This is a genomic window from Planobispora rosea (assembly GCF_014648175.1).
Lineage (GTDB): Bacteria > Actinomycetota > Actinomycetes > Streptosporangiales > Streptosporangiaceae > Planobispora > Planobispora rosea.
Genome location: NZ_BMQP01000005.1, coordinates 134270 through 150109 on the forward strand (window position 1 = coordinate 134270; position 15840 = coordinate 150109).

Consider the following 15840-nt stretch of genomic DNA (forward strand, 5'->3'; position numbering starts at 1 on the left):
GCCCGCGCCGCAGGTCAGCGGGGGTTCCGCTGCTGCGGCGCGGGCTCTCTGAGCGGATCAGCCCTTGATGCAGATGAGCTGGCGCAGGTGGGCGACGACCTCGACCAGGTCGGACTGGGCCGCCATGACCGACTCGATGTCCTTGTAGGCGGCGGGGATCTCGTCGATCACCCCGGTGTCCTTACGGCACTCGACACCCGCGGTCTGGGCCTTGAAGTCGTCCAGGCTGAAGGTCTTCCGCGCCTTGTTCCGGCTCATCCGGCGACCGGCACCGTGCGAGGCGGAGTTGAACGCCGCGGCGTTCCCCAGGCCCTTCACGATGTAGGTGCCGGTCGCCATCGAGCCGGGGATGATGCCGAACTCGCCGGAACCCGCGCGGATCGCGCCCTTGCGGGTGACGAGCACATCCACGTCGTCGTAGCGCTCCTCGGCCACGTAGTTGTGGTGGCAGGAGATCGGCTGCTCGAAGGTGATGTTCGGGAGGTGGCGCCGGAGCACGTCGCAGACCAGGGCCATCATGACGGCCCGGTTGCGGCGCGCGTAGTCCTGCGCCCAGAACAGGTCCCGCCGGTAGGCGTCCATCTGCGGCGTGCCCCCGAGGAACACCGCGAGGTCCCGGTCCGGCAGATCCTGGTTGTGCGGCAGGCCCCGTGCCACCTCGATGTGACGGTCGGCCAGTTCCTTGCCGATGTTGCGCGACCCGGAGTGCAGCACCACCCAGACCACGCCCTCGTCGTCGGCGCAGACCTCCAGGAAGTGGTTGCCGCCCCCGAGGGTGCCCATCTGCACCGCGGCCTTCTCCCGCTTGCCGTGTACGGACGGGTCCAGCGCGTCGAAGCCCTTCCAGAACTCCGTCCAGCCGGCGCTCTTGAGCCCGTGCAGCTTCGCCGGATCGACCGGCAGCTTGTGGTGCCCGAATCCGACCGGAACCGCCTGCTCCAGCTTGGAGCGCAGGTAGCGCAGGTTGTCGGGCAGGTTCTCGACCTTGTAGGAGGTCCTCACCGCGGTCATTCCGCAGCCGATGTCCACGCCCACCGCCGCCGGCGAGACCGCGTCCCGCATGGCGATGACCGAGCCGACCGTGGCGCCCTTGCCGTGGTGCACGTCCGGCATCACCGCGACGCCGTGCACCCACGGCATCCCGGCCACGTTGCGCAGCTGCTGCATGACGTTCGGCTCGACCTCGTCGGGGTCGGCCCACATGCGGATTGGCGCCCGGCCACCTGTCACCTCGTTGTACGTCATCCCTGCGTCGCCTCCCCTCCGGTCGATCAGTTGCGAACGCGCTCAATGACGCCAGAAACCCCACAGACCACGCAACCGAATTACGTACCCCCAGTTCAGGTGAACAGCCACGGCGCCGCGAACCTTCCCGTACGGCCGGCGTCCCCGTACGGCCGCACCGGGCCCGGCCGTACGGCCGTTCACCCTCCGGTTCGGGGGTCCGTCTGCAGCGACAGGGACATGGGAACGAATCCCCGTGCCCGGTAGAAACGGATGGCACCGGAATTCGCGGCGTATGCCGACACGACGGCCCGGTTCGCGCCCTTTTCCCTGGCCCAGTCGAGAAACCGGTCCGCGAGCCGCTCGCCCACTCCCCGGCCCCGCCATTCCTCCGCCACCCGCATGCTCACGAGATCGGCCACCACCGCCTCCGGGCGCACCGCGTCGGGCGCCCTCATCTGGCCGGTGAGATGGCCGATCAGAAGCCCGTCGGGCGTTCCGAGACGCGCCGTGAGCGCCAGGCGTCCGGGGTCGTCCACCATCATTGTGTAGTAATCCCGGCCGTCCCGTTCCGGCCATTCCACGTCCACGAACGGATCTCGCCTTCCACCGTCCTCCCGGAACAGCGCGCCAGCGGAAAGCATCAGGCCGGGAACGTCTTCTGCGGTCGCGGCCGAAATGAAGAACTCCATAAACCCGATGCTATTCTCCGCAATTAATCATGTAAATTTATTAATTAATCGGGGACCGATGAGGCCGGGATCCGGGAGGCGTTCCGCCCACGGACAATGCGGACGGCGTCCCGCCCACGTCGACGTGGGCGGGACGCCGTCCCGGCCCTCTCGGCTGCTCGGGCGCGGATCACGCAGATGCCGGCGCCCTTGGCCGTTCAGCGGAGAGGGGCTCCGAACTGCCCGGCCGCCTGCGGGGTGGCCGGGCGCTGGAGGGTCAGGTTGGAGTCGGGGTCGAGACCGCCGGGGCCGATGATCGGGTCCTTGCCGTAGACGACGTTGACCTGGCCGTGGTCGGCTCCGGTGGCGCCGCTGACGTTCTCCCCCGGCACCCCGGCCGCCAGGTCGGCCTCACCGTTGTCGTCGTAGTCACCGGCGGCGAGGGCGGCACCGAACCGGTCACCCTGCTCGGCGTTGGCTCCCAGGGAGATCTGAACGAAGAACTGCTGGCGGTCCACCCCGAGCGCGGGGTCGTCGGGAGAGTTCTGGCCGTCGTTCTCGCCGTACAGGACGTTGACTCCGCCGACGTCGGCACGGTTGTCCACCTCGCGGTCCTCTTCGGGCACGCCGATGGCCAGGTCGTCCTGGTTGTCGCTGTTGAAGTCCCCGGCCGCCAGCGCGGCGCCGAAGTGGTCGCCCGGATCGGACGCCTCCGAGACGCCGGGTGAGTTCTGGCTCCACAACTGGGTGCGGGCGATGTTCAGCCCGCCGGAGGTCCCGTAGAGGACGTGGACCACGCCCGAGCCGCCGTTCTCACCGGGGGCGCCGATGGCCAGGTCGTCGGGGCCGCCGTCGAAGTCGCCGACCGCCAGCGCGGTGCCGACGGCGTCCTCGGCCTCCCGCCCTCCGGGCAGCGTGCCCTGGGCCCACAGCTGGTCGTCGGCTCCGGTCAGCGGGATGGGGGTACCGCCGTAGAAGACGTTCACCTCACCACCGGGGTCGACGCTGCCCGGCTGGTCCGCCGGGGCTCCCACGGCCAGGTCGTCGAAGCTGTCGCCGTCGAAGTTGCCCGTCGCCACGGCGGTCCCGAAGCGGTCGAAGGCGGCCGCGGTGCCCTCGACCAGGCTCTCGTCCTGGTGCAGGCGGCGCGTGTTGTCCAGCACGCCGCCCTCGAAGTGGAGCACGTCGACCGCGCCCGCGTCGACCACGGTGAGGTCCTCCCCCGGGCCGCCCACCGCGAGGTCGGAGCCGGAGCGGCCGAATCGCCCGACCCCGAGCGCCGCACCCCACCGGTCCCCGGCCTCGACCTCGGCCAGTCCCAGCTGCGCGCCGACCGGGTCCAGGGTGATCGCGGCGTTGAGGTTGAGGAGGGTGCCCGTGCCGCCGATCAGGATGTGGACCATCCCGGAGTCGGCCTGGTCACCGGCGATCTCGTCGTCGTCCTCGAAGGGGACCCCGATCACCAGTTCCGATCCGGCCCCGGACAGGAAGTCCCCCACGGCCAGGGAGGCGCCGAAGCGGTCTCCCGCCTCGGCGGCGCTGCCGAGGTTCCCGGAGTTCTGGGTGATGGTCTGCACCCCGCCGGAGCCCGGACCGTCCGGGCCTCCGTAGAAGATCCGTACCACTCCGGCGTCCGGGACGCCCCCCAGGTCCTCCAGCGGGGAGGCCACGACGAGGTCGGCGAACCCGTCGAAGTCGAAGTCGCCGACACCGCGAACGGCGTCGGCGGCGGCTGGGCCGGGGACGGTGAGCGCGGATACCGCGAGGGATGCGGCCGCGAGCGCGGCCGTGCATCGGGCAGAGAACATGCGTACCTCCGATGGCAGATGTCCCGGGCCCCGCGCCATCCCACCAACCGGCCGGGCCCGCCTCCAGGTCCTTGTGCGCACACCGGGCGAGCGGAAATGCCTTGCGGAATCCCCCGCGGCCTCTCTCACGCCGGAAAACGCACATGTCGTACGGCACACGTGACGGACAGTGCACGTACTGGACACTCAACGTATACGAGTCGATACTCTCCGTATCAGAGGGGGTGTCCCATATCGGGGCGAACGTTCGGCGCGGTGTCAGGAGGCGGCGACGCCGGTGCCCTGGGCGAGCAGGAGGACGACGTCGAGCCCGGCCACGGCGACGGCGACGGCGAACGGGACCCGGGGCGAGCGGCGCCCCAGGGACAGGCCCGCGAGGGCGATCACGCAGGCGGCGGCCAGGGCGGCCCAGCCTCCTGCGGCGGGCGGGCCCGGAGGGGCGAGGACGAGCAGGCCGGTCGCCAGCAGGAGCGGGAGCGGGACCAGCGCGCGGACCCGGCCGGGGCCGAGCCGCTGCGGCCAGCCGCGTACTCCGGTGGCGAGGTCGTCGGAGATGTCGGGCAGCACGTTGGCCAGGTGCGCCCCGCAGCCGAGCAGCGCCCCGGCCAGGACGGCCCACCAGGCGGGCCAGGGCTGTCCGGGCAGGCCGAGCGCGACGAACGCGGGAAGCGAACCGAACCCCACCGCGTACGGGGCCCAGGACAGGGCGGTCGCCTTCAGGCCGAGGTCGTAGGCCCACGCGGCGGCGACGCCGACCAGGTGGACGGTCCCGGCCGCCGTGCCGGAGGCGAAGGAGAGCGGCACGCAGAGCACCAGGGCGACGACCGCGGCGGTCCACACCGTCCGCGCGCTCACCGCGCCACCGACGATCGGTTTGTCCGTCCGCTCGGCCGTACGGTCCCGCCCGGCGTCCACGGCGTCGTTGCACCAGCCGACGGAGAGCTGCCCGGTCAGCACGGCGGCGGCCACCAGGACGCACCCCGCCGCGTCACGCCCGCTCGCCACGGCCAGGGCGGTCGTCAGGACGGTGACCGCGGCGGTCGGCCCGGGGTGGCAGGCTCGCACCAGCCCGAGGATCGCCGTCGCTCCGGGAAGAGTACGGCGGGGAGACCCGCTCGTCGTCACAGAGCCGATCATAGAGCGCCGTACGGCGGCGCCGGAGAACCCCCGTGCGCCCCTCGCCGTACCGGCGCCGCCGGATGTGCGGCGAGGGGCGGAGAGGATGGGGGCGGGGAGGCATGAGGCCCGGCCGGAGGGGCACAGAGCGGGTGTTCCGTCGTCCGTGATCAGGGAGTGTCCAGATGAGCCGTATCGCCGCGGTCCGGGGGGCGCTCCCGCCCAACCGCCACACCCAGGAAGAGATCGCGGACGCGTTCGCCCGGATGTGCCTGCCCGAGGGGGCCGATCGGAGGCTGCTCGACCGGCTGTACGCGAGCGCGCAGGTCGGGTACCGGCACCTGAGCCTGCCACTCGACCGGTACGACAAGCTGGACGGCTTCGGAGCGGCCAACGACGCCTTCATCGAAGCAGGCGTCGAGCTGGGGGCGGAGGCCGTCACGAGCGCGCTGGAGGCGGCGGGGCTGGCGCCGCACGACGTGGACATGATCATGTGCACGTCCGTGACGGGCATCGCCGCGCCCTCGCTGGAGGCCCGGCTGGCCGGGCGGATCGGGCTGCGTCCCGATGTCAAGCGGGTGCCGGTGTTCGGGCTGGGATGCGTGGCGGGGGCCGCCGGGATCGCCCGGGTCCATGACTACCTGCGTGGCTGGCCGGACCACGTGGCCGTGCTGCTCTCGGTCGAGCTGTGCTCCCTGACCCTGCAGCGCGAGGACGCCTCCGTCGCCAACATGGTGGCGGGGGCGCTGTTCGGCGACGGTGCCGCCGCCGTGGTGCTCTGCGGCGAAGAGCGGCGCCCGCGGGAGCGGGGATTACCCGGCGCCCCGGGGCCGGTCGTGGTGGCGACCCGCAGTCACCTGTACCCCGGCTCCGGGCAGATGATGGGCTGGGAGGTGGGCGACACCGGCTTCCGGGTGGTGCTCGACGCGGGCGTCCCCGATGTCGTGCGCACCTATCTCGCCGACGACGTGCACGGTTTCCTCGCCGACCACGGCCTGACCGCCGCCGACGTCACGGCCTGGGTCTGCCACCCCGGCGGCCCGAAGGTGCTGGAGGCGGTCGCCGAGACGCTGGAGCTGCCGCCCGGCGCGCTGGACGTCACCTGGCGCTCGCTGGCCGAGGTGGGCAACCTCTCCTCCGCGTCGGTGCTGCACGTCCTGCGGGACACACTCGCCCTCCGGCCGCCGCCGGGGACACCGGGCCTGATCATCGCGATGGGCCCGGGCTTCTGCTCCGAACTCGTGCTGCTGCGCTGGTAGGGGGTCGCCATGCCGTGGTATCCGCTGCTCGTCCTCCTGATCGCCGTGGAGCGCCTGGCCGAGCTGGTCGTCTCCCGCCGCAACACGCGCTGGAGCCTGGCCCGCGGCGGTGTGGTCGCCGGGCGCGGGCACTACCCGTGGATGGTGGCCCTGCACACCGGGCTGCTCGCGGGCTGCCTGGCCGAGGTGTACCTGGCCGGACGGCCCTTCGTCCCGGCGCTGGGCTGGCCGATGCTCGTCCTCGTGGCCGCCTCGCAGGCGCTGCGCTGGTGGTGCATCACAACACTGGGACGGCAGTGGAACACCGAGGTGATCGTGGTTCCCGGTCTGCCGCGGGTGGAGGCGGGACCGTACCGGCTGCGCTGGCTCCGTCACCCGAACTACGTCGCGGTGGCCGTCGAGGGCGCGGCGCTGCCCCTGGTGCACAGCGCGTGGATCACCGCGGCGGTCTTCACGGTCTGCAACGCCGTGCTGATGGTGGTACGGATCCGGTGCGAGAACGCCGCGCTGGCCGAGCTCGCCCCACCGGCGGAGCGGCCGGACGGCCGGGCCGGGGATCCGGCGGCCGGGGACCGGTCCGGGCACGCGACCCGCAGGCGGACCGGGGCCGCGCCCGACGGCTCCGCCGGGAACCGGACCCCGGCGTGATCGACGTGCTGGTCGCCGGGGGCGGCCCGGCGGGGCTGGCCACGGCGATCCACGCGGCGGCGGCCGGGATGGAGGCGGTCGTGGTCGAGCCGCGGCCCGGGCCGGTGGACAAGGCGTGCGGCGAGGGCCTGATGCCCACCGGGGCCGCCGCGCTGCGGTCGATGGGCGTCGAGCCGGACGGCTGGCCGCTGCGCGGCATCCGCTACCTGGACGGCCGGCACGAGGCGCAGGCCGCCTTCCGCGACGGCCGCGGGCTCGGCGTTCGCCGTACCACGCTGCACGCCGCGCTGTCCCGGCGCGCGGCCGAGCTGGGGGTGCGGGTCGTCCCGGGCAAGGTCACGGAGGTACGGCAGGACTCCGGCGGCGTCGAGGCGGCCGGGTTCCGGGCCCGCTGGCTGGTGGCCGCCGACGGGCTGCACTCTCCGGTGCGGTCCATGCTCGGGCTCGACCTGCCCGTCCGCGGGCAGCGCCGGTACGGCCTGCGGCAGCACTACCCGGTCGCCCCCTGGACGGACTTCGTCGAGGTCCACTGGGCCCCCGACGGGGAGGCGTACGTGACGCCGGTGGCCCGGGACCTGGTGGGCGTGGCGGTGCTGACCTCCCGGCGCGGCGGCTACCCGGAGCGGCTGGCGGCGTTCCCCGCGCTCCTGGACCGGCTGAACGGGCCGCCCGTGACCCAGGTGCGCGGCGCCGGTCCGCTGCGCCAGCGGGTCCGCGCCCGGGTCGCGGGACGGGTGCTGCTGGTCGGCGACGCCGCCGGGTACGTCGACGCGCTCACCGGTGAGGGCGTCGCGCTGGCGCTGCTGTCGGCGGGCGCCCTGGTCCGCTGCCTGCGCGCGGGCGCCCCGCAGGACTACGAGACCGCCTGGCTCCGGCTGTCACGGCGCCACCGGTTGCTCACCGGGGCGCTCCTGTCGGCCCGGAGGAACCCGGCGTCGGCCCGGCTGATCGTTCCCGCGGCGCACCGTCTGCCCGCGGTGTTCGAGGCGGCGGTGCGTGCGCTCGCCTGACGCCGGGCCCTGGCACACCTCACCTGGTCTCACCGGCTTACCGGGCTTACCGGGCTCAGCGGGCCGCCCCCGGCCGCACCGGGTCGGCCGAGGACGGGTCCAGCCCTCAGTCGGCCCGGTGGACGGCGCTCAGCGAGGGGGCGTAGTGGCTCGTGCCGGGGAAACGCGCCCGCCACTGCCCACCCCGGTATCCCCGTATCTTCCGGGCGAAGCGCCCGTGGTCGTCCGTGACGGTGACCGCCACCGTCGTCCATTCCCGGCGGGTCCCGGACCGGTGCAGGATCTCCACGGACCGCTCGGCGAAGGGGGCGTAGTCCAGGAGTCCCCGCGGATCGACCCGGTTCAGCGCGCCGCTGACGCGCACCGCCCGTCCTCGCCTCTCCGCGTCGACGGCGCTGAACGTGGTCTCGCGCTTCAGCCAGAACTCGGCGTACCGGGTGGCCGTGGTCCCGCCGGCTCCCCGGGCGGTGGCGACGATGGTCCACAGACCGGCGGGATACCAGCGGTTCAGGCGCGTCTCGGGCAGGAACCGCCAGGTCTCCCAGTTCTGACCGGCACTGTCCTGGGCCGCGCCGTCCTGGGCCGCACCGTCCTGGGCCGCGCCGTCCCGGGATGCGCTCTCCTGGACCGTGCTCTCCCCGACTGCGCCATCCCGCCCGATCCGCTGTGAGGGCTCCATCTCGGCGGAGCCGGACGGCGACGAGCCCGTCGGCGGCACGTGCGGGGCGGGTGACGGGGCCGGGCCGGACGTCGGCTCGGCGGAGAGGGACGGGACCGGGGCCGGCGAGGGCCAGGCGGAGAAGGATGGAGCCGGGTCCGGCGGCGGCTCGGCGAGCGGTGCCGTGGACGGCGACACGGCCGGCGGCTCGGCGGACGGCGACACGGCCGGCGGTTCGGCCGGTGACGCGGTGGACGATGACGCGAACGACGACGGGGTGGGAGCGGGCGCCGGGGCGGTCACCGGCGGGGCGACCACGGGGGGCCTGGGAGCGGTCGGATCCTCGGACTCCGGCCGGGAGATCTCCCCGGGTTCGACCCGGATCGTCACGCCCTCGGACCCCGACACTCCGCGCGCCACCACGTCGATCACCAGGCGTACGGCGTTGTCCGGGCGGACCACCGGCGCCGCGGGGCGGATCGTGATCGAGCGGATCGCCGGGCCGCCGGCCGCGGGCTGCGCCGTGGCCGCTGCGGGCACCGCGCAGATCCCGGCCGCCACAGACGCGAGAAGAACTCTAACCCTCATGATCACGACGCTAGGAAGCGGTCGGTAATGGCCGTTGGACGACACCCGCCCGGTTGGGCAAAACACGTGGGCGCCCGCTCCCGGGCGGGGAACGGGCGCCCCACCAAACCTCAGGAAACTTCTGGAACCTCGCGCATCGGGCTCAGCTCTCGTACATCGCGGCGATGACCTCGGCGTACTTGGCGTGGATGACCCGGCGCTTGAGCTTCAGGCTCGGGGTGAGCTCCTCGGTCTCGGCCGTCCACTCCACCGGGAGCAGGCGCCAGCGCTTGACCTGCTGGACCCGGGCGAGCTTCTCGTTGGCCGCCCCGACCGCCGCCTCCACGGCCTTGAGGACGTCGGGGTGCTCGGCGAGTTCGGCGAGAGTGGTGAACGCGATGCCGTTGGCCTGGGCCCAGCCGGGGGCGACCTCTCCGTCGAGGGTGAGGATCGCCACCGGGTACGGCCTGCCGTCGCCGAAGGCGAGGGCCTGGCCGATGATGGGGTGCTCCTTGAGGTAGCTCTCGATGTTGGCCGGGGAGATGTTCTCACCGCCGGCGGTGATGATGATCTCCTTCTTCCGGTCGACGATCCTGACGAAGCCGTCCTCGTCGATGGAGCCCACGTCCCCGGTGTGCAGCCAGCCGTCGGCGTCCAGCAGCTCCTCGGTGGCCTCCGGCCGGTTCAGGTACCCCTTGGTGTTGAGCGGGCTGCGGGTGAGGATCTCGCCGTCCTCGGCGATGCGGACCTCGACGCCGGGCTCGGCCCGGCCGACGGTTCCGAGCTTGTAGTGCTCGGGCGTGTTGCCGGTGAAGGCGCCCGTCGTCTCGGTCATGCCGTACACGTCGAGGAGCTTCATGCCCAGGCCGGCGAAGAAGCGCTGAACCTCCAGCGGCATGGGCGCCGCCGCGGTGGCCAGCCAGCGGGCGTTGTCGAAGCCGATCATGGATCGGATGATCGACAGGAGCGCGGCGTCGGCCTGCTCGTAGGCCTGCTGGATCTCCGGGGTCACGGTCTGGCCGTACTGGCCGGCCTCGACGTAGGCGAGCCCGGCGGCCATGGCCTTGCGGACGTTCTCCTGCTGCTCCTCCGGCTGGGTCGCCAGCAGGGCCTGCAGGCGGGCCATCATCTTCTCCCACACGCGGGGGACGCCGAAGAACAGGACGGGCTTGACCTTGCCGAGCGTCGCGCCCAGGTTCGCCAGGTCGGTGCAGAAGTGCACGTGGGAGACCTTGAACAGCGGCAGGTACAGGCTGAGCACCCGCTCGGCGATGTGCGCGTAGGTGAGGTAGGAGATCTGGGTGCCGTGGGTGGGCAGCGAGGTCATCCGGTCGGTGGCGCCCACCTCGTAGAGCACGTTGGCGTGGGTGAGCGGCACTCCCTTGGGGTTGCCGGTGGTCCCGGAGGTGTACAGGACCGTCAGCACGTCGTCTGCCTTGACCGCCCGCCAGCGGGCCTCGACGGCGGCGGGGTCCTCGGCCAGGCGCTCACGCCCCAGGGCAAGGAAGTCGTCCCAGGAGATGAACCGGTCGTCCGCCGGGGCGCCCTCGAGCATCACGATCTTCGTGAGCCCGGTCAGCTCGCCGAGGATCGGTTCCCAGCGGGCCAGCTCGGCCGGGCCGCCCAGCACCGCCACCTTGGCGCCGACGTTGCTCGCGACGAAGGCGATCTGGTCCGGGGCGAAGGTGGAGTAGACCGAGCACGGCACGGCCCCGGCGTGCACGGCGCCGAGGTCGGCGAGCACGTGCTCGCTCCGGTTGACCATCATGAGGGCGACGGCGTTCCCCGGTCCGGCGCCGAGGGCGGCGAACCCCGCCGCGATCTCCAGGACGCGCCGCCGGGCCTCGGCGTAGGTCAGGGTGATCCAGCCCTCCCCGTCCGGATCGGAGTAGGCCGGCGCGTCGGGATCGCTCTCGGCTGTCTGTTCCAGCTGCTCGCATACCGTACGGCCCGCGATCGTCTCCTGGATCGACATGCGTTCCGCAAGGACATCGGCCATGACGCGCCTCCAGAAAGTGCTTACTTGCACGATGGGATGCATCGCACCACAACGGGTCATCACAGACAAGACCCACGGGGCAGGAATCGCTCCCGCCCGCTCGCTGGGACCACCGATATCCTGCTGTCCCCGCCCACGTGAGCGCCGGGGAGGGCGGCCCGGGAACAGGGGACGGCCGCTCCGATATAGGGCCCATCATGGGATGATTCTTCTGTGAACCAGGTGCTCGATCTCGTCGGGATCTTCGTCTTCGCGCTCTCCGGCGCCCTCGTCGGCGTCCGCAGGAAGCTGGACGTGGTCGGCATGGCCGTCCTGGCCGCGGTGACCGCCCTGGGCGGCGGGATCCTGCGGGACCTGATCCTCAACGTGCCGCCCGCGGCCTTCTTCAGCGTCGGCTACGTCGTCACCCCGCTGATCGCCGCGGCCATCGTGTTCTTCTGGCACCCGCAGGTGGAGCGGGTGATGCCCGTGGTGAACGTGTTCGACGCGGCCGGCCTGGGCCTGTTCTGCGCGGTCGGCACCGAGAAGGCGATGGACTACGGCCTGAGCCCGCTGCACGCGACCCTGCTCGGGGTGACCACGGCGGTCGGCGGCGGCGTGCTGCGCGACATGCTGGCCGGGCAGATCCCCGTGCTCCTCTACGACCGCCAGCTCTACGCGGTCCCCGCGCTGCTCGGCTCGGCGGTGATGGCCGTGCTCTACGTCCTCGACCTGCACGGCTGGCCCGCCACCCTCGCGGCGGCCGTCCTGACCTTCGCGCTGCGGATCGCGGCCGTGCGCTTCCGCTTCCAGGCGCCCCTCGCCCGGGGCGTCACCGCCGACGAGTGACCGCCCTCCGGCCTCCGCGCGGCCCCGCGCCTCACAGCGCCGGGGTGAGCGGCTCGGCCGGGCGGGCGCCGTACGGGCCCCTGGTCCTGGCGTCGAGGATGCGTTCCACCGCCTCCGTGACGACCTGGGGCGGCTGGGTGAACGGCAGCCGGAGGCGGCCCTCCAGCGTGCCGTCCACGCCGAACCAGGCGCCCGGCGCGAGCCGTACCCCGTGGCAGGCCGCGCTGTCGGCGAGGGAGGCCGCGACGGGCGCGTCCAGCTGGACCCAGAGCGATCCGCCGCCCCGGGGAACCGTGAACGTCCATTCGGGGACCCGCTCCCGCAACGCGGCCGCCAGGGCGTCCCTGGACGCTCCCAGAGCGCGCCGCCGCTCGGCCCTGGTCTCCTCGATGCCCTCGAACAGCCGGGTCACGACCAGCTGCTCGAACAGCGGGCTGGCGATGTCCACGGCCGCGCGGAGCACGGCCAGGCGGCGGACCGTGGCAGCGGTGGCGCGGATCCAGCCGATGCGCAGGCCGCCCCACCACAGCTTGGAGGCCGACCCGATGCTGATCACCCGGTTGTCGACGTCGAACGCGCCCAGCGGCGCGGTCCGGGGGACGTCCTCGTCGATCGCCAGCTCGCACCAGGTCTCGTCCACCACCAGCGTGGTGTCGTTCCTGCGGGCCGCGCCGACCAGCCCGGCCCGCGTGGAGTCGTCCATCAGGTGCCCGGTCGGGTTCTGGAAGTCGGGGATCACGTAGGCCAGGCGCGGGGCCGACTGGCGCATCGCGCTGGCGAGCAGGTCCAGGTCCCACCCCTCCTGCGGGACGCCGACCGGGACGAGCCTCGCCCCGCGCATCCTGGCCAGGTCGATCGCGTGCGGGTACGTCGGCGACTCGATCATCATCGCGTCGCCCGGCGAGAGCACCATCATGATCACCAGGTGGATCGCCTGCTGGGCGCCGGTGGTGACGAGGATCTGCTCGGGCAGGGTGGCCAGGCCCCGGGCGGTGTAGCGGGCCGCGATCGCCTCGCGCAGCGGCGCGATGCCGACCGGGTCGTAGCCCATGCCGAGCCCGTAGCGCGGGTAGTGCTCGCTCGCGTAGGCGATCGCCTCCGGGAGCGCGGCGGTGGCGTGCGGCGCGGCGCAGTGCAGCGGGAGCAGGCCGTCGTCACCCGCCGCGATCCACGGGTTCTCGGTTCCCAGCGCCCCGGGGTCGGGAAGCGCGGTCCAGCTCCCCGCGCCCTGCCTGCTCTCCAGGTAGCCCTGCTCGCGGAGGCGGTCGTAGGCGGCGGTCACGGTGGTACGGCTGACGCCCAGGGCCTCGGCGAGGTGGCGCTCGGCCGGCACGCGCACCCGGACGGGGAGCCGCCCGTCGAGGATCAGCGACCGCACGGCCCCGGCCAGCACCCGGTAGTACGGCCGCGCGCCGGGGTCGATCGCGACGAGGCGGGCCAGCTGGTGGCCACTCAGGTACCGATCCATACGGCACAGCATAAGGCCATTTATGTTGATTGGACCTTTTGTTCGCGCAACCCTCCCCCGAGGATGGACGCGTTATGAGCGAACTCTCCCTGCCCACCCTCGGCTCCCTCCCCAACCGCCTCGTCCGCCTCTACGCGGGCCTGCTGCTCTACGGCGTCGGCATCGGCCTGCAGATCGAGTCCCACCTCGGCAACGACCCCTGGGACGTGTTCCACCAGGGCCTGTCGGTCCGCTTCGGCCTGTCGATCGGGACCTGGATCATCATCGTGGGCGCCGCCGCGATGCTGCTGTGGGTCCCGCTGCGGCAGAAGCCCGGCGTCGGCACCCTCAGCAACGTCGTCTTCCTCGGGCTCTTCGCCGACGCGACCATCTGGCTGGCCCCCACACCGGACGCGCTCGCCCTCCGGTGGGCGTACCTGCTGTTCGCCGTCGTGGCCATCGCCGCGGCGACGGCGCTGTACATCGGCGCGGGCCTGGGCCCCGGCCCCCGGGACGGCATCATGACCGGCCTGGTCCGGCTGGGCCTGTCGATCCGCCTGGCCCGCACCCTCATCGAGGTGACCGTGCTGGCGGCCGGCTGGCTGCTCGGCGGCACCGTGGGCGTGGGCACCCTGGTCTTCGCCGTCGCCATCGGGCCGCTCACCCAGTTCTTCATGCCGCGGCTGCGCTTCGCCGGCGCGCCGCATCCGGTCGCGGGACCGGACGGCCACGAGCCGAAGGACTGACGGCCCGCTCCGCGGGTATTAGCTTCGGATCATGCGGATCGAGGATTACGCCCTCATTGGCGACATGCAATCGGCCGCCCTGGTCGGCCGGGACGGTTCCATCGACTGGCTCTGCCTTCCCCGGTTCGACTCCCCCTCGTGCTTCGGGGCGCTCCTCGGCGACGAGGAGCACGGGCAGTGGTGGCTCGGCCCGGCCGGCGCCGGCCGGCGCCCCGCCGACCGGCGGTGTTACCGGGGGGACACCCTGGTGCTGGAGAGCGAGTGGGACACCCCCGACGGCACCGTCCGGGTCATCGACTTCATGCCGCCCCGGCAGGACAACCCCGACCTGGTCAGGATCGTCGAAGGCGTGTCGGGGACGGTGGAGATGGCCACCGAGATCCACATCCGGTTCGACTACGGCCGCACCGTGCCCTGGGTGCGGCGCACCGGCGACCTGCTGCACGCCATCGGCGGCCCCGACTCGGTCTGGCTGCACTCCCCCGTGCCGCTGCACAGCGACGGGTTCTCGCACGAGGGCTCCTTCCGCGTCTCGGCGGGCGAGCGCGTGGCGTTCGTCTTCACCTGGCACCCGTCCCACGAGGAGCGGCCCGTCGAGATCGACCCCTTCGAGCAGCTGGACGAGACCGAGTCCCTGTGGCTGGAGTGGGTCGGGCAGTGCTCCTACAAGGGTCCGTGGCGGGACGCCGTGATCCGCTCCCTCATCACGCTCAAGGCGCTCACCTACTCCCCCACCGGCGGCATCGTCGCCGCCCCCACCACCTCCCTGCCCGAGGACCTGGGAGGGGTCCGCAACTGGGACTACCGCTTCTGCTGGCTGCGCGACGCCACCATGATCCTGGACGCCCTGCTCGGCGCGGGTTACCTGCAGGAGGCCCGCGACTGGCGCGCGTGGCTGCTGCGCGCCATCGCCGGCCGGGCCGAGGACCTGCAGATCATGTACGGCGTCGCCGGGGAACGCCGCCTGCCGGAGCTGGAGATCGGCTGGCTGCCCGGCTACGAGGGCTCCCGGCCGGTCCGGATCGGCAACGGCGCGGTCAACCAGCTCCAGCTCGACGTCTACGGCGAGGTGATCGGCTCGCTGTACCTGGCGCGCACCTCCGGGATGGAGGCCGACGACCGCGCCTGGACCATCCAGCGGCAGCTGATCGACTACGTCGAGGCCCACTGGGACGAGCCCGACGAGGGCCTGTGGGAGGTCCGCGGCCCCCGCCGCCACTTCACGCACTCCAAGGTGATGTGCTGGGTCGCCATGGACCGCGCGATCAAGTACGCGGAGGTCTTCGGCCGCGAAGGACCGGTGGAGCGCTGGCGGGAGGTGCGCGACCGGATCCACGCCGAGATCTGCGAGAAGGCCTATGACCCGGTGCGCAACACCTTCACCCAGTCGTACGGCTCCCACGAGCTGGACGCCGCCCTGCTGCTCATCCCGATCGTCGGTTTCCTCCCGCCGGACGACCCGCGCGTGGTCGGGACCGTCGAGGCGGTCCAGCGCGAGCTGATGGTGGACGGGTTCATGCTGCGCTACCCGGTGGCCAAGGACAACGACGTGGACGGCCTGCCCGGCGGCGAGGGCGCGTTCCTGGCGTGCAGCTTCTGGCTCGCCGAGGCCCTGGTGATGATCGGCCGCAGGGACGAGGCGACCGAGCTGTTCGAGCGCCTGCTGGCCCTGCGCAACGACGTCGGCCTGCTCTCCGAGGAGTTCGACCCGCGCTACGACCGCCTGGTCGGCAACTTCCCCCAGGCGTTCAGCCACGTCCCGCTGATCCACGCGGCCCGCGCGCTCGGCTGAGCCCGCCCTTGAGGCGGGGACGGCCGGTCAGCCGGGCGGGGCAACCGGTCGACCGGGCGGGACGGCC

At 72.8% G+C, this 15840-nt stretch carries 13 protein-coding genes; 6 read left to right on the forward strand and 7 right to left on the reverse strand.

The window, feature by feature from the left end:
* Positions 1-57: 57 nt before the first annotated feature.
* From IEZ08_RS06785 to IEZ08_RS06800, 4 genes are all read right to left on the reverse strand, one after another.
* Positions 58-1245, reverse strand: coding sequence for an RtcB family protein (locus IEZ08_RS06785; RefSeq protein WP_068924076.1), 1188 nt, complete (start codon positions 1243-1245; stop codon positions 58-60).
* A gap of 179 nt (positions 1246-1424) precedes the next feature.
* Positions 1425-1916: a GNAT family N-acetyltransferase gene (locus IEZ08_RS06790; RefSeq protein ID WP_068924077.1), complete on the reverse strand. Its 492-nt coding sequence runs from the start codon at positions 1914-1916 to the stop codon at positions 1425-1427.
* A gap of 197 nt (positions 1917-2113) precedes the next feature.
* Entirely contained in the window at positions 2114-3703 is a 1590-nt protein-coding gene (locus IEZ08_RS06795; protein ID WP_189241848.1) for an FG-GAP repeat protein, read from the reverse strand.
* Positions 3704-3961: 258 nt separating this feature from the next.
* The gene (locus tag IEZ08_RS06800) at positions 3962-4828 is read right to left on the reverse strand and encodes a UbiA family prenyltransferase (RefSeq protein ID WP_229802959.1); all 867 of its coding nucleotides are present in this window, start codon (positions 4826-4828) and stop codon (positions 3962-3964) included.
* 176 nt (positions 4829-5004) lie between these two features.
* On the opposite strand from IEZ08_RS06800, the gene IEZ08_RS06805 reads away from it, so the two are divergent.
* The 3 genes from IEZ08_RS06805 to IEZ08_RS06815 are packed head-to-tail and all read left to right on the forward strand — an operon-like array spanning position 5005 to position 7736.
* Positions 5005-6078 carry a type III polyketide synthase gene (locus IEZ08_RS06805; protein WP_189241849.1) on the forward strand — a complete coding sequence of 358 codons (1074 nt, stop codon included), beginning with the start codon at positions 5005-5007 and terminating at the stop codon, positions 6076-6078.
* A 9-nt stretch (positions 6079-6087) separates the two neighbouring features.
* Positions 6088-6726 carry an isoprenylcysteine carboxyl methyltransferase family protein gene (locus IEZ08_RS06810; protein ID WP_084780236.1) on the forward strand — a complete coding sequence of 213 codons (639 nt, stop codon included), beginning with the start codon at positions 6088-6090 and terminating at the stop codon, positions 6724-6726.
* Entirely contained in the window at positions 6723-7736 is a 1014-nt protein-coding gene (locus IEZ08_RS06815; protein WP_189241850.1) for an NAD(P)/FAD-dependent oxidoreductase, read from the forward strand. Before IEZ08_RS06810 ends, IEZ08_RS06815 begins: the two co-directional genes overlap by 4 nt.
* Before the next feature lie 106 nt (positions 7737-7842).
* On the opposite strand, the gene IEZ08_RS06820 is transcribed toward IEZ08_RS06815, so the two are convergent.
* Both IEZ08_RS06820 and IEZ08_RS06825 read right to left on the reverse strand, forming a co-directional pair.
* Positions 7843-8982 carry a hypothetical protein gene (locus tag IEZ08_RS06820; protein ID WP_141704099.1) on the reverse strand — a complete coding sequence of 380 codons (1140 nt, stop codon included), beginning with the start codon at positions 8980-8982 and terminating at the stop codon, positions 7843-7845.
* Positions 8983-9124: 142 nt separating this feature from the next.
* Positions 9125-10960 (reverse strand): AMP-dependent synthetase/ligase, encoded by a 1836-nt coding sequence (locus IEZ08_RS06825; RefSeq protein ID WP_068924083.1) that lies wholly within the window; start codon positions 10958-10960, stop codon positions 9125-9127.
* 213 nt (positions 10961-11173) lie between these two features.
* On the opposite strand from IEZ08_RS06825, the gene IEZ08_RS06830 reads away from it, so the two are divergent.
* Positions 11174-11788, forward strand: a complete 615-nt coding sequence (locus tag IEZ08_RS06830; RefSeq protein ID WP_068924084.1) for a trimeric intracellular cation channel family protein — start codon at positions 11174-11176, stop codon at positions 11786-11788.
* 31 nt (positions 11789-11819) lie between these two features.
* Here IEZ08_RS06830 and yczR read toward each other — a convergent pair whose 3' ends face one another.
* Positions 11820-13256 carry a MocR-like transcription factor YczR gene (gene yczR, locus IEZ08_RS06835; RefSeq protein ID WP_189241851.1) on the reverse strand — a complete coding sequence of 479 codons (1437 nt, stop codon included), beginning with the start codon at positions 13254-13256 and terminating at the stop codon, positions 11820-11822.
* A 74-nt stretch (positions 13257-13330) separates the two neighbouring features.
* On the opposite strand from yczR, the gene yczE reads away from it, so the two are divergent.
* Together yczE and IEZ08_RS06845 are read left to right on the forward strand one after the other, a co-directional pair.
* Positions 13331-13981, forward strand: coding sequence for a membrane protein YczE (gene yczE / locus IEZ08_RS06840; protein WP_068924085.1), 651 nt, complete (start codon positions 13331-13333; stop codon positions 13979-13981).
* 31 nt (positions 13982-14012) lie between these two features.
* Complete coding sequence (locus IEZ08_RS06845) at positions 14013-15773, forward strand: glycoside hydrolase family 15 protein (RefSeq protein ID WP_189241852.1); 1761 nt, start codon at positions 14013-14015, stop codon at positions 15771-15773.
* Positions 15774-15840: the final 67 nt, after the last annotated feature.

Coding starts and splice junctions, on each gene's coding strand:
- IEZ08_RS06810 (WP_084780236.1), top strand. CDS start 6,088: ATGCCGTGGTATCCGCTGCTCGTCCTCCTGATCGCCGTGGAGCGCCTG.
- IEZ08_RS06825 (WP_068924083.1), bottom strand. CDS start 10,960: ATGGCCGATGTCCTTGCGGAACGCATGTCGATCCAGGAGACGATCGCG.
- IEZ08_RS06795 (WP_189241848.1), bottom strand. CDS start 3,703: ATGTTCTCTGCCCGATGCACGGCCGCGCTCGCGGCCGCATCCCTCGCG.
- IEZ08_RS06785 (WP_068924076.1), bottom strand. CDS start 1,245: ATGACGTACAACGAGGTGACAGGTGGCCGGGCGCCAATCCGCATGTGG.
- IEZ08_RS06845 (WP_189241852.1), top strand. CDS start 14,013: ATGCGGATCGAGGATTACGCCCTCATTGGCGACATGCAATCGGCCGCC.
- IEZ08_RS06820 (WP_141704099.1), bottom strand. CDS start 8,982: ATGAGGGTTAGAGTTCTTCTCGCGTCTGTGGCGGCCGGGATCTGCGCG.
- IEZ08_RS06805 (WP_189241849.1), top strand. CDS start 5,005: ATGAGCCGTATCGCCGCGGTCCGGGGGGCGCTCCCGCCCAACCGCCAC.
- IEZ08_RS06790 (WP_068924077.1), bottom strand. CDS start 1,916: ATGGAGTTCTTCATTTCGGCCGCGACCGCAGAAGACGTTCCCGGCCTG.
- yczE (WP_068924085.1), top strand. CDS start 13,331: ATGAGCGAACTCTCCCTGCCCACCCTCGGCTCCCTCCCCAACCGCCTC.
- yczR (WP_189241851.1), bottom strand. CDS start 13,256: ATGGATCGGTACCTGAGTGGCCACCAGCTGGCCCGCCTCGTCGCGATC.